Genomic DNA, 18,763 nt, shown 5'->3' on the forward strand with positions numbered 1-18,763 from the left:
CGTGGGCAGAGCGGCGGCAGAGCACATCCCCGGAGGCGCCGAGCGGGAGCGGGTCCGCGCGCTGTGGCGGGGCCTCGGCCTGCCCGGCCTGATCGACGTGCACACCCACTTCATGCCGGACAACGTGCTGCGCAAGGTGTGGGCCTACTTCGACGGAGTGCGCGGCGCCGACGGCGAGGCGTACTGGCCGATCACCTACCGGGTGGGCGAGGACGAGCGGCTGGAGCTGCTGCGCGGGTTCGGGGTGCGGCGGTTCACCTCGCTGCTCTACCCGCACCGGCCGGACATGGCCGAGTGGCTCAACGGGTGGGCCGCGGAGTTCGCCGCGCGCACCCCGGACTGCCTGCACAGCGCCACGTTCTACCCGGAGCCGGGCGCCGCGGACCGCACCCAGGAGGCGATCGGCGCGGGGGCGCGGATCTTCAAGGCGCACCTGCAGGTCGGCGGGTACGACCCGCGGGACCCCCTGCTGGCCGGGGTGTGGGGCGCGCTGGCCGACTCGGGCACGCCGGTGGTGGTGCACTGCGGCTCGGGGCCGGAGCCGGGGCCGTTCACCGGGCCGGGGCCGTTCGCCGCGGTGCTGCGCGAGCACCCGCGGCTGACCGCGGTCGTCGCGCACGCCGGCGCGCCCGAGTACGCCGCCTTCCTGGACCTGGCCGAGCGGTACGAGGGGGTCCACCTGGACACCACCATGGTGTTCACCGCCTTCACCGAGCGCTGGGCCCCGTTCCCCTCCGCGGAGCTGCCCCGCCTGGCCGGCCTGGGCGACCGGGTCCTGCTCGGCACCGACTTCCCGAACATCCCCTACCCGTACCTGGAGCAGCTGGAGGCGCTGGCCGGGCTGGGCCTGGGCGACGACTGGCTGCGCGCCGTGCTGTACGGCAACGCCGCGCGGCTGTTCGGCGCGCCCGCCGCCTGATCCCGGCCCGGCGGCCGTCCACAGGCTGTGCACGGCCCCGGGGAACCGGTCCTTGCCGCGCCGCGCGCCCGCCCCGTATTTTCATGTGGCGCAGGTCTCACCCGGAGGGAAGGCGCCATGGAAACCGCTCTCAGCCCGTTGGAATTCGCCCGCCGCACGCGCCGGCTGCACCCGCAGCGCGAGGCGGTGGTCGACGGCGATCTCCGGCTGACCTACGAGGAGTTCTTCGACCGGTGCGACCGCTGGTCGGCCGCGCTGCACGCGATGGGCGTCGCCCAGGGCGACAGGGTCGCCTACATCGCCCCCAACACCCACGCCCAGCTGGAGTCCTTCTACGCGGTCCCGCAGCTGGGCGCGGTGCTGGTGCCGATCAACTTCCGGCTCACCGCCGAGGACTTCGCCTACATCGTCGACCACTCCGGCGCCAAGGTGCTGTGCGTGCACGCCGACCAGATCCCCGCCGTCGACCGGGTCCGCGACCTGATGCCCGGGGTGGAGCGGTTCATCGCCCTGGAGGGCGCCCGGGACGGCTGGGAGGACTACGAGGCCCTGGTCGCCGCGGCCGCGCCGGAGTTCCCCCGGCCCGAGATCGGCGAGTCCGACCTGCTGACCATCAACTACACCAGCGGCACCACCGCCCGCCCCAAGGGCGTGATGATCACCCACCGCAACGCCTACCTCAACTCGGTGGGCACCCTGCTGCACCTGCGGATGGACGTCGGCGACCGGTACCTGTGGACGCTGCCGATGTTCCACGCCAACGGGTGGACCTACACCTGGACGGTGACCGCCGCCGCGGCCGCCCACGTCTGCCTGCGCGCCGTCGACCCGGCACGGGCGTTCGAGCTGATCCGCACCGAGCGGGTGAACTGGCTGTGCGCCGCGCCCACCGTGCTGATCATGCTGGCCAACACCCCCGCGGAGGCCCGCGGCGAGGTCCCGCCGGGGGTGCGCGTGGCCACCGCGGGCGCCTCGCCGGCCGCGGCCACCATCGAGCGGCTGGAGGACGGGTTCGGCTGGACCGTCACGCACGTCTACGGCCTGACCGAGACCGCACCGTTCATCACCGTCTGCGAGCCGCGCCCGGAGCACGCCGGGCTGGCCGCGCCGGACCGCGCCGCGGTCAAGGCCCGCCAGGGCGTCGAGCTGATCACCTCCGGCGAGCTGCGGGTCCTCGGCGAGGACGGCGCGGAGGTCCCCTGGGACGGCGCCACCATCGGCGAGATCGCGGTGCGCGGCAACGTGGTGATGGCCGGCTACTACAACGACCCCGAGGCCACCGAGCGGGCCATGGGCGACGGCTGGTTCCGCACCGGCGACGCCGCCGTCACCCACCCCGACGGCTACGTGGAGATCCAGGACCGGATCAAGGACGTCATCATCTCCGGCGGCGAGAACATCTCCTCCATCGAGGTCGAGGGGGTGCTGCTGCGCCACCCCGCGGTCCAGGAGGCCGCCGTGGTCGGCGTCCCGCACGAAAGGTGGGGCGAGACCCCCAAGGCCACGGTCGTCCTCCGCGAGGGCGGCTCGGCCACCCCGGAGGAGATCATCGCCTTCGCCCGCGACCACCTGGCCCACTTCAAGGCCCCCACCTCGGTCGAGTTCGCCGACCGCCTGCCCAAGACCGCCACCGGCAAGATCCAGAAGTACGTCCTGCGCAAGGGCGCCTCGGCGGTCTCCCGGCAGTAGCCGGCCGCGGGCCCCCTCTGTCACAGGTCGAGCGGGGCGGAGCCGAAGGCCACCGAGAAGCGGTCGCACCAGATCACCACGCTGGCCGTCCCGTCGATGTCGGCGTCGGCCGGGACCGCGTAGTTGGCGTCGCCGTGCGTGCCCTTCAGCTCGCCGAGGTCCAGGTGGCGCCCGTCGCGGTACTTGAACCAGTCGCCGCCGGCCTCCTGGTCGGTCAGCCAGACGTACAGGTCCGGGCCGTCGCTCGTGGCCAGGCCCTCCAGCCTGACGTGCCGGGTACCGTCGGCCAGCTCGATCACCTCGGCGGTGCCGGAGGTCCTGTGCTCCTGTGAGACGAACTCGCCCTCGGCGAGCACTTCGGGCCCGGTCTCCTCGGGCCCGGCCCCCTCCGCGGGCGCCTCCTCCATGCCGCCGTCCGCCCCGGTCGGCTCCGCCGCCTCGGCGCCCTCGGAGGGAGCGGCCCGGCCGCCGGCCGTCGGCGGGGCCTCGTCGACCACCCTGGTAGTGGCCAGCCGCCACGGCTCGAACGCCCACAGCCCCACCGCGAGCAGCACGGCCGCCGACGCGGCCGCCCCCCACAGCAGCAGCCGCCTCCGTCCGCGCCGCCCGGCTCCGCCGCTCCCGCCCATGCCGTCCTCCTCCGTCGGCCCGCTCTCTCCTCCCCATTCGGAACCGCCGGGGGCGGGGCGACCGCGGAACCCCCGTTTCCGGAGCGCGGTTCAGGGGCGCGGTCCCCGCGCCCGGGCCGGGGGCGGCGCGGTGGGGCGCGTCAGCCGCCGGCGGCGAGGTCGTACAGCGCGATCCCCTGCTCGGTGAGGAAGTCGGGGAGAGCCTCCGTCTCGGCGTCGCCCGTTCCCATCTCGGTCGCCCGCACCAGCCCGTACAGGTCGTCCTTGTACCAGATCATCTCCAGGCCCAGGGTGCCGTCGACGACGCCTCCCCCGTCCCAGGGCCTGGCGGTCGATTCTCCGCCTGGGATGAGTTCCGAACCGCCGTAGTCGCAGTCGGTGAACGGGCAGAAGAGCCAGCTGTCGAGGTCGGCGCCGCCCACATAGACCGAGATGTTCGAAAAGGCGAGGGGGTTGGCGCCGTCGCGGACGGTGGCCTTGCAGCTGCCGTCCTCTTCCCGGACTTCCTCGACCTCCCATTCCGGTCCGAACGCGGCCGCGAACCCTTCGGCGTCGAGGGCCTCGCAGAGTTCCGCCGCGGACGGGGCGGACAGTGTCGGCTCCCCGGCTCCGGCGCCGCCTTCTTCCGCCTGGGAGCCTCCGCCGGCCTCGGAGGCGGAGGAGCCGCCGCCCTCTCCGGTCGGCGGGTCCTCCTCGGCGGAGAAGAAGATCCAGAGCGGGATGATCAGCAGCAGGGCCGCCGCGGCGGCCGCGGCGGCGAGGACGGGGGCACCGAAGCGCTTCCGCCGCGGGGCGGGCCGGCCGGGGGCGGGCGGGAGGACGTGGGTCGGGCCGTCGTCGACGAGGGTCGCCTGCCGGTTCGCCGCGTCGATGAGGGCGTTCACCTCGCCGTGCTGGCGCTCGATGAAGGACGCGACGGAGGCGGGCGGCCCCGCCGCGATCCCCGGTCCGGCGAAGAGCGCGGTGAGCTCTTCCGGCGCGGGGCGGTCCGCGGGGTTCTTGGCCAGGCACCGGCCGACGGGGTCGCGCAGGGAGTCGGGGAGCGCGTCGAGGTCGGGGCGTTCGTAGACGATCTTGTAGAGGATCTGCGGGATGGAGGGGCCGTCGAAGGGGGTGCGGCCGGTGGCGGCGACGGCCAGCAGGCAGCCGAGGCTGAAGATGTCGGAGCGCTCGGTGAGCGGATCGGACTGCGCCTGCTCGGGGGACATGTAACCGGGTGAGCCCACGACGCCGCCGGTCTGGGTGAGGGCGGCGCTGGTGGAATGGTCGATGGCGCGCGAGATCCCGAAGTCCAGGAGCTTGGCCCCGGTGGAGGTCAGGATGACGTTGGAGGGTTTGAGGTCCCGGTGGACGAGTCCCGCTCCGTGGATCGCGGCCAGCGCCGCCGCGAGGTCGGCGCCGAGGCGGCGGACGAAGTGCTCGGGGAGCGGCCCGTTCTCCTCGATGTGCTGGATCAGGGTGGGGCCGGGGATGAACTCGGACGCCAGCCAGGGCTGCTCCGCACCGGTATCGGCGTCGACGAGGCGGACGGTGTGCGGGCTCTCGACGCGGCGGGCGGCCGCCACTTCCAAGGCGAAGCGCTGCCGGAACCCCGCGTCCCGCGCCAGATTCGGCAGTACCCGTTTGACCGCCAGATGGCGCCGGTCCGCTCCGGCCGCAAGGTAGACGTGCCCCATTCCCCCTGCACCGAGCGACGCGAACAGCCGGTACGGACCGATGCCGCGGGGGTCGCCGTCGGTGAGTGCGAACATGGTTCACTCCTGGCATCGTCGACGCGGACAAAGGCGTACATCCGCTAGGAACGATAGATAGCCGCGGTCACGAAGAGGCATCGATTCAATTCGCCGCGAACGGAGCCGAAAGGGCGATTTCGCACCGTCAGTGCTTGAAATGAACGAAAAGGCGGCCGAAGTTCTTCCCGTCCTTTTCCACCCTGTGGTATTTGGCCTTGATCTCCTTCTGCTCAAGGAACCTCAGGACACGCTTCTTCAGCTGCCCCGATCCCTTGCCCGGGATGATCTCCACCGTCTTGGCCCTCTTCCGGAGCGCCTCTTCGATGATGTCGTTCAGCGCCCGGTCGATGTCGCGGTTCCTGTTGTAGACGTCGTGCAGGTCGAGTTTGAGTCTCACCCCGCCCCCTCATTTCTCCGCGGTGAAGATCGCGGTGCCCGGGACGTAGCGGCCGCGGTGCGGGCCCCAGCCGCCCCAGACGGTGCGGTTCTCCTTGGGCCATTCGGGTTCGGTGAGGGCGGTGAGCCGCAGGCCGGCCGCGGTGATCGCGGCGGTCCAGTCGCCGAGGGTGTGGTGGTGCTCGACGTAGACGGCCCGGCCCTGCTCGTCCTCCTCGATGTAGGGGCGGCGGTCGAAATAGGACTGGACCACGGCCATCCCGGCCTCGGTGGGGTCGTCGGGGAACATCCAGCGGACCGGGTGGGTGACGGAGAAGACCAGCCGGCCGCCGGGGCGCAGCACCCGGGCGGCCTCGGTGAGGGCGGCGGGGGCGTCGGGCAGGAACGGGAACGCGCCGAACGACGAGCAGGCCAGGTCGAAGGAGGCGTCGGCGAACGGGAGGAGCTGCGCGTCGGCCTGGGCCACCGGGACCCCGGCCCCGGTCCGCGCATCGATCCGGTGGGAGTGCCGGAGCTGGGCGAGGGCGATGTCCACGCCGACCACCCGGGCGCCCTGGGCGGCCAGCCAGCGGGCGCACTGGGCGGCTCCGCAGCCGATCTCCAGGATCCGGGCGCCGCGCAGCGCCGCGCGCGGCCCGAGCAGGCCGGCGTCGGCCTCGGTCAGCCCCTCCGGCCCCCACACGAACCCGCTGTCCTGCAGGAACCCGCCGTGTTCGGCCTGGTAGTCGTCGGCGGCCCGGTCCCACCAGCCGCGGTTGGCGCGGGCGCTCTCCGCCGGTCCGGCCGGGCGCCTGGAGACCCGGGCGACCGCCGGGTCGTCGTGCGGTTCGGCCCACGGGGCGGTCTGCGGCGTCGTGTCATCGGGCATGGCGCCATCTTCACAGCCTCCGCCGGCCTTTCCGGAACCGGGGCGCCTCCCGGGGAGTCGACCCTTGGTGACGGACCAGTTCCGATATGTATGAGGATTCCCCCTTTGGCGCACAGAGCGGAGCGCGTCCGCCCCTCCCCCTCCAGACCGGTGCCCGCCCTTCCCGCCGCGCTGGCCGGCCTCGCCCTGCTCGCCGGCGGCTGCGGCCTGCTGCCCGGGTCGGGCGGCGGCGGGGCGGGCGGCGCGGACCCGTCGGCCTCCCCCTCCGGCGGCGCCGGGGAGGGCGGCTTCGTCCGGGAAGGGAACACCGGGAGCTGGGGCGACCACCTCAACGCCCGGGTCGAGGTGACCGAGGTGGCCCGGGTCGGCGGCCTGACCCGGCTCACCGCGGAGTACACCAACCTGGAGGACCGGTCGATCGAGACCGGCGCCGCCCTCAACCCGATGAACCCGCGCTGGTTCCGGATCATCGACCCGGTCGGCCAGCGGCACTACGCGCCGTTCGAGGACATCGGCGCGGACACCTCCGACTTCCGCCGCGATGAGCTGTGGAACCCGGGGGTCACCTACGAGCTGGTGGTCTTCCTGCCCGAGCTGGAGGGCGACCCGGAGCAGGTCACCGTGGAGGGCCCCGGCGGCGTCGGCGAGTTCGCCGGCGTCCCGGTGGTCGACGGGGAGGACCGGGACTACCCGGCCGCGCTGCCCGGGGACCGCGCCGACGGCTGGCCGGCCGAGGGCGAGCGGGTCACCGTCCCGGTTGCCGAGGGCGCCCCCGAGGAGGACCCGGGGGAGCTGGTCCGCACCATCGTCTCCAGCACCGAGAGCGTGGTCGCCGGCCGGGAGACCCGCGGCGACCGGGAGACCGTGGCGCTCCGCACCGACGTGCTGTTCGGGTTCGACGAGGCGGAGCTGGACGGCGACGCCCGCGCCGCGCTCGAGGACGTCATCGCCGAGACGAAGGAGCGCGCCGACCCGGAGAAGCCGCCGATCACCGTCACCGGCCACACCGACGGCATCGGCACCGACCGCTACAACCAGGAGCTCTCCGAGAAGCGCGCCGAGGCCGTCCGCGAGGTGCTGGAGGAGGGCCTCGGCTCCGGCTACGCCTTCGAGACCGAGGGCAGGGGCTCCTCCGAGCCGGTGGAGCCCGAGGGCGGAGACGACGACTCCTGGGCCCGGTCGCAGAACCGCCGGGTGGAGATCTCCTACGCCTTCAAGGAGGAGACCGCCGTCTCGCAGGAGGGCCGGGAGCGCACCGAGCGGGAGCTGTTCGAGGTCGACCCGGCCGACGCCGGCGCCCCCGCGGCGTTCCGCCCGCTGGAGGGCGAGGAGCCGGCCGCCACCGCGGTCTTCGAGCAGTCCTACTCCTCCAACGGGGACCGCCGGCACGAGTGGACCTTCGAGGCCTACCCGTTCTACCGGGACGGCGCGTTCCTGGTCGCCCGGTTCACCGCCACCCACGAGGGCGACGAGCTGCCCGACGCCCGGCACCCGTTCGGCGGCTCCGGCCACCTGGCCCTGTCCGCCGTCGACCCGGCCACCGGGACCGTCTACCCGCAGGCCTACTCGGTGCCCGAGGGCCGCGACCCGGACAAGCCGTCGCCGCTGTCCCGGGTCGGCGCCTCCGGCTGGCCCGCGACGGCCCCCGGCTCCACCCACTACGGCTACCTCTACCTGGCGGCGCCCCCGGAGGGCACCTCCGAGCTGACCCTCAGCGTGGACGGCCACGCGCTGCTGGAAGGCGTCCCGATCGCCGGCTGAACCCGATGGTCCCGGCGCCGCGGCCCTGTCAGAGCGCTCTGGCAGAGCCGCGGCGCCGGGACCGGCGGCGGGGCCGGGTCAGGCCCCTTCCGGCAGGCGGGCGCGGAGGAACGGGGCGGTGCGGCTCCCCGGGCAGGCCGCGACGTCGACCGGGCGGCCCTGGGCGACGATCGCGCCGCCGGCGTCGCCGCCGCCCGGGCCCAGGTCGACGACGTGGTCGGCGCCGGCCGCGACGTCCATGTCGTGCTCGGCGGCGACCACCGTCGCGCCCCCGTCGACCAGGTCCTGCAGCCGGTCGACGAGGAGCGCGGTGTCGGCCGGGTGCAGCCCGGTGGTGGGCTCGTCCAGCAGGTACAGGGTGTGGCCGCGGCGGCCGCGCTGCAGCTCCGAGGCGAGCTTGATCCGCTGGGCCTCGCCGCCGGAGAGTTCGGTGGCGGGCTGGCCGAGGCGGAGGTAGCCGACGCCCACCTCGTCCAGGGCGCGCAGCGCGCGGGCGGCCGCGGGCACGTCTGCGAAGAAGCCCCGCGCCTCCTCCACCGTCATCTCCAGTACCTGGGCGATGCTGACGCCCCGGTAGGCGACCTCCAGCGTCTCGGCGCCGTACCGCGCCCCCTTGCAGTCCGGGCACGGCGCGTGGCTGCTGGGCAGGAAGAGCAGTTCGACCGAGACGAACCCCTCGCCCTGGCAGGTGGTGCAGCGGCCGCCGTCGACGTTGAAGGAGAACCGGCCGGCGCCGTAGCCGCGCGCCCGCGCCTCCTCGGTGCCCGCGAACAGCCGGCGCACCGCGTCGAACATCCCGGTGTAGGTGGCGGGGTTGGAGCGCGGGGTGCGGCCGATCGGGCGCTGGTCCACCTCGACCACCCGGTCGATGCCGGGCCCGCCCGCGGCCAGCTCCGCCAGCAGCGACGACTTGCCCGACCCGGACACCCCGGTGAGCGCGGTGAACACGCCCAGCGGCAGGTCGGCGTCGAGGCCGCGGAGGTTGTTCCGGGCGGCGCCGCGGAGCTTCAGCCACCCCTTCGGGGCGCGGCCGCGGGAGGCGTACCGGGGCGGGTCGAACAGGTGCCGGCGGGTGACCGACCCCTCGGCGGCGCGCAGCCCGTCCACCGGGCCGCTGTACAGCACCCGGCCGCCGCGCGCGCCCGCGCCCGGCCCGACGTCGACCGCCCAGTCGGCGCGGCGCACGATGCCCATGTCGTGCTCGACCAGGAAGACGCTGTTCCCGGCGCGCCTGAGCCCGTCCAGGACCTCCATCATCGCCTCGGTGTCGGCGGGGTGCAGGCCGGCCGAGGGCTCGTCCAGCACGTAGGCGACGCCGAACAGGCCGGACCGCAGCTGGGTGCCCATCCGCAGCCGCTGCGTCTCGCCCGCGGAGAGGGTGGGCGCGGGCCGGCCGGTGCTCAGGTAGCCCAGGCCCAGCCGCTCCAGCACCCGGATCCGGCCGACGAGGTCGGCGGCGAGCACCCCGGCGCCGCCCTCGGCCCGCCCGGTGTGCTCCTCCAGCAGGGCGGCCAGGTCGCTCATCGGGAGCGCGGCCAGCTCGGTGACGTCGCGCCCGGCGAAGGTCACCGCGAGCGCCTCGGGCCGGAGCCGGCGGCCTCCGCAGTCCGGGCACGGCTCGGAGGAGAGGAACGCTGCGGCCTTGGCCCGGCGCGCCTCGCTCTTGGAGCCGGCGTAGGCCTGCATGAGCAGGCGCTCGGCGCTGGAGTAGGTGCCCTGGTAGGGGCGCTGGATGCGGTGCGCCTCGCGCACCGGGTGCACGGTGACCACCGGCCGCTCGTCGGTGAACAGGATCCACTCGCGCAGCTCCGGGGGGAGGTCCCGCCAGGGCGCGTGCACGTCGTGGCCGAGGGTCTCCAGGATCTCCCGAAGGTTCTTGCCCTGCCAGCCGCCGGGCCAGCACGCGATGGCGCCCTCGGCGATGCTCAGCGACGGGTCGGGGACCATGGACTCCTCGGTCGCCTCCAGTACCGCGCCCATGCCCTCGCAGCGCGGGCAGGCGCCGGCCGGGGTGTTCGGGGAGAACGCGTCGGAGTCGAGCCGCTCGGCGCCCTCCGGGTAATCGCCCGCGCGCGACATGAGCATCCGCAGCGTGTTGGAGGTGCGGGCGAGCGTGCCCACGGTGGACCGGGACGACGGCGCCGCCCGCTGCTGGCGGAGCGCCACCGCCGGCGGCATCCCGGACACCTCGTCGACGTCGGGGGCGGCGGCCTGCTGGAGCAGCCGCCGCGCGTACGGCGCGACCGACTCCAGGTACCGCTGCTGCGCCTCGGCGTAGAGCGTCCCGAAGGCCAGCGACGACTTGCCCGATCCGGAGACCCCGGTGAACGCGACCAGCGCGTCGCGGGGCAGTTCGACGTCGACGTCGCGCAGGTTGTGCAGGCGCGCACCGCGTACGCGCAGGTAAGGGTCGTGGTCCACCCGCTCCATCGTATGCAGGGCCCGGAGCCGGGGGACCGCCCCGCCTCCCCTCCCCCGATGATCTTGACGTTGCGGGGGTGTCAGAGGGCTCTGACACCCCCGCAACGTCAAGATCATCGCCCAGGGGCGCGGGCTTCTCCCGGCAGCGGTATCAGGCGGTCAGCCGACCGTCTGGTCCGCCCGGTCCGGGTGCTCGGGGCGGTCCGCGCCGCCGGTCTCCGCCGAGGCGTCCTCGGCCCCGTCGGTGCTCTCCGCGGCGGCATCGCGGATCTCGCGGCGCATCAGGAAGACCCAGCCGACGACGGCGATGACGGTGAAGACCCACCACTGGACCGCGTAGGAGAGGTTCATCCCCAGGTTGGTCTCGGGGGCGGCGAGGGGCTCGGGGGCCGGGTCGGAGGCCGGCTCCTGCTCGGTGAGCTCGCCGTAGCCGCCGTAGACCGGGTAGGGCAGGTCCTCGGCGAGGGCGTCCACGTCGATCAGCATGATCTGGCCCTCGGGCAGGCCGCCGCGGTCCCGGACGCCGGTGTTCTCCGTGGTCTCGCTGAACTGGAGCCGGGCGGTGACGGTCACCTCGCCCTCGGGGGCCGGGGGGACCTCGGGCTGCTCCGTCGAGGTGGGCGGCTGGCGCACCCATCCCCGGTTGACCAGCAGCGCCGTACCGTCCTCGGTGACCAGCGGGGTGAGCACGTGCAGGCCGACGCCCTGGGAGCCGTCCCGGTTGCGGACCAGCAGCTCGTGCCCGGTGTCGTAGGTGCCGGTGACGGTGGCCCGGCGCCACCGGTCGTCCGGGTCGAGGTCGGTGCCGGGCTCGGTGAGCTCGTCCACCGGGACCGGGTCGGCGGCGAGGTTGTGCTCCTGGAGGTCTGCCGCGGCGGACTTGTCCTCCCACCGGTGCAGCTGCCAGAAGCCCAGCCAGATGAAGGAGGGCACGACCACCAGCACCAGCGCGTGGAACGCCAGCATGCGGGGTGAGATCAGGACGCGAAGCACGTCTTCGAGGCTATGAGATGCCTCGGGGGACCGCGCATCGGCCCTGGGTGAGAGCCGATGCGCGGTCGGGGCTCAGTCCTCGGCGCCTTCGGTGCCGGCGGCTCCGGCCGCGGCCGCGCGCCGCTTGCGGGTGAGGTACATCGCGCCCGCGCCGGTGCCGACCGCGGCGGCCGCGGCGGCGATCAGGCCGCCCAGGGCGGTGCCGGTGAGCGGCAGGGAGCCGGTGGAGGAGGCGGCCGGGGTCCGCTCGCCGGCGTCCTTCCCGCCGTCGGCGGCGCCGGGCTCCTCCGCGGGCTCCTCGTCCGGCTTCTCCGCGCCCGGGTCCTCGCCGCCGGGGTTGTGGTCGCCGCCGTCGTCCCCGCCGTCCTCGGAGCCCGGGTCCTCGCCGCCGCCGTCCTTGCCCCCGTCGTCGTTGCCGCCGTCGTCGTTGCCGCCGTCGCCGCCGCCGTCGTCGCCGTCGGGGTGGCCGACCTTCTCCAGGCACTCGGCCTCGGCGACGCCCAGCACGGACACCGCGTTGCCGCAGATGTTCACCGCCGCCTTGACCGGGATGTCGATCTGGTTGCCGGAGGCCACGCCGCCGGAGCCGCCGGTGCTCGGCGAGGAGCCGCCGTCGCCCCCGTCGCCGCCGATGATGTTGATGATGGTGGTGCACTCCGCCTTGGAGGCGCCGAGCACCGCGACAGAGTTGCCGCAGATGTTCACCGCGGTGTCCACCGGGATGTCGATCTGGTTGCCGGAGGCCACGCCGCCGGAGCCGTCGGTGCTCGGTGAGGAGCCGTCCGAACCGCCGCTCTCCTCGGCGAGCTTCTTCACCACCTTGGTGCAGTCGGCCTCGGAGACCCCGCCGACGGCGGCGGAGTTCCCGCAGATGTCCAGGGCGGCGTCGAGCGGCATGTCGATCTGGTTGCCGGAGGCGACCCCGCCGGAGCCGTCGGTGGCCGGCGCGCTCTCCTTCCCCTCGTCGCTGGAGGCGTAGAGGACCTTCGACACCTCGGTGCACTGGGCCTTGGAGATGCCGAGCACCGCGAGGGAGTTGCCGCACAGGTCGGCCTCGACGTCGACCGGGACGTTGATCCGGTTGCCGGAGGCCACGCCGCCGGAGCCGTCGGTCTGCGCATCGGCCCAGGCCGCCTGCCAGGAGGCGCCGACCAGGCCGGCGGTGAGCAGGGCCACGGCCGCCGGGGTGGTGAAGAACCGCTTGTGCATGTGAGGGATGGCCTTTCGAACGAGACTACGCCGGGTGATTGACCGGTGCCGCAGAGCACACCAGAGCGGGCGCGGTGGATCGCCGACACGGCGGGAGGAGCGGCCCGGGTCCGCAAATGGCGGATTCATCCGGCCGAACCGGCGCAATGGGCCCTTCTCCTCCAGCGCTTCGCAACGCTAGCAGCGCGGGCCGAAACGCTCCGGAGTTCTGCGGAATTCACCCCGCTCACCCATCGGAGGCCGGGTATGCCCCGCATTACCCCCGGCATGACCGTGCAGGTCGAACGGGATTTTCATCCGCCCGAAAAGACGCCGCTCCGCCCGATCCCCTTTCCGTGCAACCCCCTGCCACGTCGCCGGACGAACGGCCCTTGGAACCCGAATACCGCCCTTATTCCGCTGCACACCAGAAAAGCCTCGGAACGGGCAGGCGACCCGTTCCAGGGCACTGCGGACCGAAGGTTCGGACATATCCGCGCACATCGCGCCAACCGGAAGCGAGTGGCGGGCGTCACATTCAACGACCCCCCGCCCCCTCTCCGCCTCGCACTCCCCCTCTCCCGCCTGACGGCCTCCCCGGCCGCCGTCCCCCCGTGGAGCAGCGCGTGACGCCTACGACCCCCGCCTCCCCGATCCGGATCGCCGCCCTGCTGGCCACCGCCGCACTGCTCTCCTCCTGCACCCGGGCCGAGGGCGACCTGGAGAGCGCGACCGATCAGGTCCCTCCGTCACCGTCGCCGTCGGCGGAGGCCAAGGAGCCGTACACCATCGCCGTCGGCGGCGACGTCCACTTCGAGGGGGTGCTGCGGGACCGGTTGGAGAAGGACCCGGCGACCGCGATGGGCCCGATCGCGGACGTGCTCTCCGAGGCCGACCTCGCCCTGGTCAACCTGGAGACCGCGGTGACCGGCGGCGGCACCCCGGCGCCCGGCAAGGAGTTCCGGTTCCGCGCCCCCGACACCGCCTTCGAGGCGCTGGACGGCGCCGGGGTCGACGTCGCCTCACTCGCCAACAACCACGGCATGGACTACGGCCGGGAGGGGTTGGCCGACACCCTGGACGCCGCGGACCGGGCCGGGTTCCCGCTGGTCGGCGCGGGCCGCGACGCCGATGCCGCCTACGCCCCGCACCTGGTCGAGGCGGGCGGGGACACCGTGGCGTTCCTCGGCGCCGCCGACGTCATGGACGAGCACCTGATCGAGCCCTGGACCGCCGGCGAGGACCGGCCCGGGCTGGCGTCGGCCAAGTACGGGGCGGCCGACCGACTCGTCACCGCGGTGGAGGACGCGGCCGAGCGGGCGGACGCGGTCATCGTCAACCTGCACTGGGGCCTGGAGGGCGACCACTGCCCGCTGCCGCACGCCCCGGACCTGGCCGAGCGGCTGATCGGTGCGGGCGCCGACGCGGTCGTCGGCGGACACGCCCACGTCCTCTCTCCCGGCGGGTACCTGGGCGGCGGCTACGTCCACTACGGGCTGGGCAACTTCGTGTTCTACAGCCACGCCGGGCCGACCGCGGAGAGCGGCGTGCTCACCCTGACCCTGGAGGACGGCGAGGTCACCGGGGACGAGTGGACCCCGGCCCGACTGGAGGGCGGCGTCCCGATCCCCTCCACCGGCGAGGAGGCGGAGCGGGCCGCCGCCGACTGGGAGTCGCTCCGCGAGACCTGCTCCACCGGCCTCACCGCGGAGCCGGAGGGGTGACCCTCCTCAGCCGGCCCCGTACCGGGCGGCCACCGCGTCGATCTCGGTGAGCAGGGACTGCTTGCCGGCCGGGTCCAGGTAGGAGGCGCGCACGCCGTTGCGGGCGAGTTCGGCGAGCTCGGGGAGGCCCAGGCCCATCCGGTGCGCGGTGCGGTACTCGCCGAGCAGATCGGTGCCGAACATCGGCGGGTCGTCGCTGTTCAGCGTGGTGATCAGGCCGGCCTCCAGCATGGCGGGCAGCGGGTGGGCCTTGAGCTCGGCCACCGCGCGGGTGCGCAGGTTGGAGGTGGGCGAGACGTCCACCGGGATCCGCTCGTCGCGGAGCCGGGCCAGGAGCTCGGGGTCGCGGGCCGCGTCGATGCCGTGCCCGATCCGCTCGGCACCGAGCAGGTCGAGGGCCTCGCGGACCCGCTCCGGGCCGCCGTTCTCCCCGGCGTGCGGCAGACTGCGCAGCCCGGCGGCGCGCGCCCGGCCGAACACGCCGGCGAAGGGGGTCCGGGACACCTCGATGCCGCCGATGCCGAAGCCGACCACGCTGTCCGGGCCGTGCCGGAGGGTGGCGTCCAGGGTCTGCTCGGCGCTGTCCAGGCCGTAGTCGCCGGGGAAGTCGGGGATCCAGCGGAGCCGGATGCCGTGCTCGTCCTCGGCGGCGCGGCGGCCGCGCTCGATCCCGTCGAAGACGGTGCGGGCGTCCACCCCGCGCATCAGATGCCCGAACAGGCTGACGTGCACCTCGGCGTAGCGGACGTTCTGCGCGGCGAGGTCGCCCGCGACGTCGGCGGCCAGGTCGGCGAAGTCCTGCTCGTCGAGGAGGGCGGTCACCGAGGTGAGGTAGACGTCGATGAAGTGCGGGAAGTCGGTGAAGGCGTACCACTCGCGCAGCTCGTCGGGGGAGGACGGGATGCCGGCGGCGCGGTGCTTCCGCGCCAGCCGGAGCAGCAGCTCCGGCCGCATCGAGCCCTCCAGGTGGACGTGCAGCTCGACCTTGGGCAGCTCCCGGATGAACGCCTCGACATCCGGCGCGACCGGTTCCTCGGGGTGGTGGTCCATGCCGGGAAGCTACTCCGGCCGGACCGCGGCGTCGATGCCCCGGCCCGGCACTTGACGAGGATCCGTCAGAAGGCGCGGCGCTCGGCCGCGTCCAGGAACGCCTGCCACTCGGGGGAGGGGAGGAGGAGCGCCCCGAGGCCGCGGTTCTCGGTGCCGCGCACGGCGCTCGTGCGGGGGTGGGTGTCGGCGACTTCCTCCTCTTCCTCCAGGTAGAAGCCATCCTTGCGCGTCTCTGCGTAGACCAGGCTCCCAGCCGCACCGCCGCCATCGAACCCGAACAGCGCGAACGGGATGGACGTTCCCGTGTGCGCTCCCGCCTTGAAGGGCAGAATCCGGATCTCGATGTTCGGCCGCTCCGACAGATCCGGAAGATGCCGGATCCGCCCCTTCATGACCGCTTCGCCGCCGGCTTCCCTGTGGATCGCGGCCTCATCGGCGACGCTCATGATCGCGGGCGGCCGATCCCGCTCCATCACGGACCTCTGGCGTTCCAGGCGAACCTCCGGACGTGTGGAGGCCTCCTGTTCCGGGGTACCAACGGCTCGCTCGAACAGAGCGGCGATGTAGTCCCGTGTCCGGAAGAGGCCGGGTACCAGTCCCATACCGAACTCCTGGATCAGGCTCGCTTCAGACTCCAGGCCGATGAACGCCCCTGGGAGCACGTCCTTGGACTGGTACCGCGAGGGCAGGTTCTTGCGGGAGTCCCGAGCGATCTGGACCGGCTCTTCCGCCTCGGCCTTGTCCGCCTCGTACAGCCGGCAGCGCGCCATGACGTCATCGGCCTCGAGCCGCTGGAACTCCCCCGCCTCCAGGCGCTGGAGCTCGGCCCTGCTCCAGCCGAGCACTTTCCAGACCTCATCCTGCGAGAGGCCGGCGTCCCGGCGCATGCGCCTGAGCCGAATGATCAGGTGACGTCGCCGGACAGGCAGCCCACCAGTCGTTTTCTCTCCTCGCTGGGCCTCTTCGACGCGGCGACCGTAACCGTCGGCACCCTCCCGGCTCTGCTGCTCCGAACCCTTCGCCGACGCCGTCGCCTACACCTGCACCGTCCCGGGCATGCTGCTCGCCGCCTACCTCCTCGGCCTGCTCGGTCGAGGCCGTGCGGGCAGCGCGGGCAGAACGGGCGGGGCCGGAGGCGCCCGCCTCCGGCCCCGCCGGACCCCGGTGGTCCCGTGTCAGTCGACGGGGGCCACCCGGACCAGGTTGCCGTCCGGGTCCGCGACGACGAAGGTCCGCCCGAACACCTCGTCGCGCGGCTCGCTGACCACGCGGACCCCCTTGCCGGTCCACTCCTTGAACCGCGCGTCGATGGCGTCGCGCCCGCCCTCCAGGGTCAGGCAGACCTCGCTGGTGCGCCGCGTCTCCGGCGCCACCTCGCCGTCCGCACCGCTCCACACGGCGAGGCCGGTGCCGTCCGCCAGGCCGAAGAAGATGTACCGCGGGGTCTCGAAGGTCGGTTCGATCTCCAGGAGATCGGCGTAGAAGCGCGCGGCCGCGGGGGCGTCGTTGACGTAGACGATGAACACGATCGGGTCGGCCATGGTCCGGTCCTCCAGATGATCGCCGTGGTCGGGACGTGGAGGACTGTGCCGTTGAAACCGGACAGGGGCCGTCATGTTTTTCCGAGGCCTCCGAGCAGGCGCCCGCCTCTAGAACGGGCGGCCGTACGGCCTGCTCCGCACCCGGTCGTAGATCCCGCGCAGCCGCGGCCGCCGGACCGCCGGCAGCCGCGCCAGGGTGTGCAGGAAGATCTGCGGGTCCGGCCGCATCAGGGTCATCGGGCGCATCGGCGGCGGATCGTCGCGGAGGACCCCGGCGGGCAGTCCGCCCGTCGCGGGGACCGGCAGCCGCTCCTCGGGGACGACCAGCCGCGCCCACATTCCGGCGGGCAGGGGCACGGTCCGCCGCTCCGCACCGGGTGGCCGCCAGGCCTCCCCGGTCAGCGGATGGATCGGCACCACCGGGATGTCGGACGCACCGGCCGGGGCGGGCAGGCCGGGACCGGCGAACACCGCCCTTCGCACCGGCTCGCCGGCCGGCAGCAGTGCGTTCAGCGCCGGGGTGAACAGCTCGGCGAAGAGCCCGCCGGGAACCGCCACGGGGGCGCCCGCCGAGGCCGCCAGGAGGTGCGCCAGGCCCGAGCCGACGGCCGCCGACCACTCCGGGCTCCATCCCCCGGTCTGCTCGACCGGCGGCACGTCCCACCGCTCGCACGCCGGCGCCTCGTCCCGGTCCGCCGCCCGGGCGGCGGGCCCGCCGTCCGCAGCATCGCGCACGGCCTCCGGGTCGAACCAGACCGCCCGCCAGTACGAGCAGTCGTCGATGCAGGTGGCCACCTCCCGCCCGCACCGCTCGCAGGCGAGGTTCGGCCCGTCGCTTCCGTCCAGCCCGCAGCAGTTGCCCGCGTACCTTCCGGGGATCAGGGCGGTGCCGCGCGTGTCGCCGGGCGCGACGACGATCGCCCCCGGGGCGCCGAAGGACAGGGCGTGCACCGGTGCGAACACGCCGCGGGCCGCCGCCTCGTCCGCTCCGATCTCGTCCCACCGCCGCCACGGAGGCCCGGAGGGCTCCGGGTCGACCGCATAGGTGCCCGATTCCATCAGCGCCGGGAGCAGCAGCCCGTTCCCCCAGCTCTGGCGGGCGTGCAGGGGCAGCGCGACCCGCGACACGGGAGCACTCAGCACGGCCCCGCACCCTGCGCACGCGAACACCGACATGCTCTCCCCCCCGCCGTGGGCGCCATGAGCTCCGTGATGCGGTACTACCACTCTCCGCGAGCTGATCCTGGAGGAGGCCTCTCTTCCAGAGCTCGATGAGGTGATGGCACGCCTCGCCGAAGACGAGCCGATCGACTACACCGCAGCGGACCTACGGGAGTTCAGGGCGGATGGTCACCGATGAGCTACATCGTCGACTGCTCGATCGCCATCAGGCTCCTGGCCGCCCGCCGGGAGGACGACCTGCTGCGCCATCGCCTCACGCGTCGGGTGCACGCGCCTGCGCTACTGGACGCGGAGGTCTCCGGCGTGATCCGCGGGCTGTCCGGCACGAGTAAGCCCAACGTACGGATCACCGAGCGGCGGGCGCGGACGATGCTCGCCCGCTACCGGGGACTGCACACCACGCGCCACCCGATGCAGCCGCTCCAGCTCCGCGTGCAGGAACTGCGCGACGACCTCACCGCCTACGACGCGATGTACGTCGCCCTCACCGAGGGGCTGGAGCTTCCGCTCCTCACTGACGACACGGAACTCGCCAAGGCGGCAGGGCACCGGGCCCGGGTCCTGCACTACCCGCAGGAATGACCACGCCGGCCGGAGCACCGATGCCCGCCCCGGGGCCCTCGGACCGGCCGTGCTCGGCTGCTGGAGGATGCGCGGACCACCGGCCCT

At 73.9% G+C, this 18,763-nt stretch carries 16 protein-coding genes; 5 read left to right on the top strand and 11 right to left on the bottom strand.

What is annotated here, in order from left to right; translation table 11 throughout:
* Position 1 precedes the first annotated feature (1 nt).
* Both D459_RS0122960 and D459_RS0122965 read left to right on the top strand, forming a co-directional pair.
* Positions 2 to 919 (top strand): amidohydrolase family protein, encoded by a 918-nt coding sequence (locus D459_RS0122960; protein WP_017595356.1) that lies wholly within the window; start codon positions 2 to 4, stop codon positions 917 to 919.
* Positions 920 to 1,036: 117 nt separating this feature from the next.
* On the top strand, positions 1,037 to 2,608 hold the full coding sequence (locus D459_RS0122965; RefSeq protein ID WP_026120682.1) for a long-chain-fatty-acid--CoA ligase: 1,572 nt from the start codon (positions 1,037 to 1,039) through the stop codon (positions 2,606 to 2,608).
* 20 nt (positions 2,609 to 2,628) lie between these two features.
* On the opposite strand, the gene D459_RS0122970 is transcribed toward D459_RS0122965, so the two are convergent.
* The 4 genes from D459_RS0122970 to D459_RS0122985 form a co-directional block, all read right to left on the bottom strand.
* Complete coding sequence (locus tag D459_RS0122970) at positions 2,629 to 3,237, bottom strand: DM13 domain-containing protein (RefSeq protein WP_017595358.1); 609 nt, start codon at positions 3,235 to 3,237, stop codon at positions 2,629 to 2,631.
* A 140-nt stretch (positions 3,238 to 3,377) separates the two neighbouring features.
* Entirely contained in the window at positions 3,378 to 4,988 is a 1,611-nt protein-coding gene (locus D459_RS33825) for a serine/threonine-protein kinase (RefSeq protein ID WP_051065515.1), read from the bottom strand.
* Between the two features lie 127 nt (positions 4,989 to 5,115).
* The gene (locus D459_RS0122980; protein ID WP_017595359.1) at positions 5,116 to 5,367 is read right to left on the bottom strand and encodes a Smr/MutS family protein; all 252 of its coding nucleotides are present in this window, start codon (positions 5,365 to 5,367) and stop codon (positions 5,116 to 5,118) included.
* Positions 5,368 to 5,376: 9 nt separating this feature from the next.
* On the bottom strand, positions 5,377 to 6,234 hold the full coding sequence (locus D459_RS0122985; protein ID WP_017595360.1) for a class I SAM-dependent methyltransferase: 858 nt from the start codon (positions 6,232 to 6,234) through the stop codon (positions 5,377 to 5,379).
* Positions 6,235 to 6,339: 105 nt separating this feature from the next.
* Between D459_RS0122985 and D459_RS0122990 the strand changes: the two genes are divergently transcribed.
* A complete protein-coding gene (locus D459_RS0122990) occupies positions 6,340 to 7,995 on the top strand; it encodes an OmpA family protein (protein ID WP_241485108.1) in 1,656 nt (551 codons plus the stop codon).
* 78 nt (positions 7,996 to 8,073) lie between these two features.
* On the opposite strand, the gene D459_RS0122995 is transcribed toward D459_RS0122990, so the two are convergent.
* The 3 genes from D459_RS0122995 to D459_RS0123005 form a co-directional block, all read right to left on the bottom strand.
* Positions 8,074 to 10,425: an ATP-binding cassette domain-containing protein gene (locus D459_RS0122995; RefSeq protein WP_017595362.1), complete on the bottom strand. Its 2,352-nt coding sequence runs from the start codon at positions 10,423 to 10,425 to the stop codon at positions 8,074 to 8,076.
* 150 nt (positions 10,426 to 10,575) lie between these two features.
* Entirely contained in the window at positions 10,576 to 11,409 is an 834-nt protein-coding gene (locus tag D459_RS32470) for an SURF1 family cytochrome oxidase biogenesis protein (RefSeq protein ID WP_338044451.1), read from the bottom strand.
* A gap of 72 nt (positions 11,410 to 11,481) precedes the next feature.
* The gene (locus D459_RS0123005; RefSeq protein WP_017595364.1) at positions 11,482 to 12,618 is read right to left on the bottom strand and encodes a chaplin family protein; all 1,137 of its coding nucleotides are present in this window, start codon (positions 12,616 to 12,618) and stop codon (positions 11,482 to 11,484) included.
* Positions 12,619 to 13,223: 605 nt separating this feature from the next.
* Here D459_RS0123005 and D459_RS0123010 point away from each other — a divergent pair.
* Positions 13,224 to 14,321 carry a CapA family protein gene (locus tag D459_RS0123010; RefSeq protein WP_017595365.1) on the top strand — a complete coding sequence of 366 codons (1,098 nt, stop codon included), beginning with the start codon at positions 13,224 to 13,226 and terminating at the stop codon, positions 14,319 to 14,321.
* Between the two features lie 6 nt (positions 14,322 to 14,327).
* Here the strand turns inward: D459_RS0123010 and add are convergent, their stop codons facing one another.
* The 4 genes from add to D459_RS0123030 form a co-directional block, all read right to left on the bottom strand.
* Positions 14,328 to 15,371, bottom strand: coding sequence for an adenosine deaminase (add, locus tag D459_RS0123015; protein ID WP_017595366.1), 1,044 nt, complete (start codon positions 15,369 to 15,371; stop codon positions 14,328 to 14,330).
* 65 nt (positions 15,372 to 15,436) lie between these two features.
* The gene (locus D459_RS0123020; protein ID WP_017595367.1) at positions 15,437 to 16,258 is read right to left on the bottom strand and encodes a helix-turn-helix domain-containing protein; all 822 of its coding nucleotides are present in this window, start codon (positions 16,256 to 16,258) and stop codon (positions 15,437 to 15,439) included.
* A gap of 288 nt (positions 16,259 to 16,546) precedes the next feature.
* Complete coding sequence (locus D459_RS0123025) at positions 16,547 to 16,912, bottom strand: VOC family protein (RefSeq protein WP_017595368.1); 366 nt, start codon at positions 16,910 to 16,912, stop codon at positions 16,547 to 16,549.
* Positions 16,913 to 17,020: 108 nt separating this feature from the next.
* Positions 17,021 to 18,055, bottom strand: a complete 1,035-nt coding sequence (locus D459_RS0123030; RefSeq protein ID WP_241485109.1) for a hypothetical protein — start codon at positions 18,053 to 18,055, stop codon at positions 17,021 to 17,023.
* 213 nt (positions 18,056 to 18,268) lie between these two features.
* Here D459_RS0123030 and D459_RS0123035 point away from each other — a divergent pair, with 213 nt between their 5' ends.
* Positions 18,269 to 18,676, top strand: coding sequence for a type II toxin-antitoxin system VapC family toxin (locus D459_RS0123035; protein ID WP_017595370.1), 408 nt, complete (start codon positions 18,269 to 18,271; stop codon positions 18,674 to 18,676).
* Positions 18,677 to 18,763: the final 87 nt, after the last annotated feature.

The organism is Nocardiopsis potens DSM 45234 (assembly GCF_000341105.1).
Taxonomy (GTDB): Bacteria; Actinomycetota; Actinomycetes; order Streptosporangiales; family Streptosporangiaceae; genus Nocardiopsis_A; species Nocardiopsis_A potens.

Coding starts and splice junctions, on each gene's coding strand:
- D459_RS0122985 (WP_017595360.1), bottom strand. CDS start 6,234: ATGCCCGATGACACGACGCCGCAGACCGCCCCGTGGGCCGAACCGCAC.
- D459_RS0123035 (WP_017595370.1), top strand. CDS start 18,269: ATGAGCTACATCGTCGACTGCTCGATCGCCATCAGGCTCCTGGCCGCC.
- D459_RS0122995 (WP_017595362.1), bottom strand. CDS start 10,425: ATGGAGCGGGTGGACCACGACCCTTACCTGCGCGTACGCGGTGCGCGC.
- D459_RS0123025 (WP_017595368.1), bottom strand. CDS start 16,912: ATGGCCGACCCGATCGTGTTCATCGTCTACGTCAACGACGCCCCCGCG.
- D459_RS0122965 (WP_026120682.1), top strand. CDS start 1,037: ATGGAAACCGCTCTCAGCCCGTTGGAATTCGCCCGCCGCACGCGCCGG.
- D459_RS0123005 (WP_017595364.1), bottom strand. CDS start 12,618: ATGCACAAGCGGTTCTTCACCACCCCGGCGGCCGTGGCCCTGCTCACC.
- add (WP_017595366.1), bottom strand. CDS start 15,371: ATGGACCACCACCCCGAGGAACCGGTCGCGCCGGATGTCGAGGCGTTC.
- D459_RS0122970 (WP_017595358.1), bottom strand. CDS start 3,237: ATGGGCGGGAGCGGCGGAGCCGGGCGGCGCGGACGGAGGCGGCTGCTG.
- D459_RS33825 (WP_051065515.1), bottom strand. CDS start 4,988: ATGTTCGCACTCACCGACGGCGACCCCCGCGGCATCGGTCCGTACCGG.
- D459_RS0123020 (WP_017595367.1), bottom strand. CDS start 16,258: ATGCGCCGGGACGCCGGCCTCTCGCAGGATGAGGTCTGGAAAGTGCTC.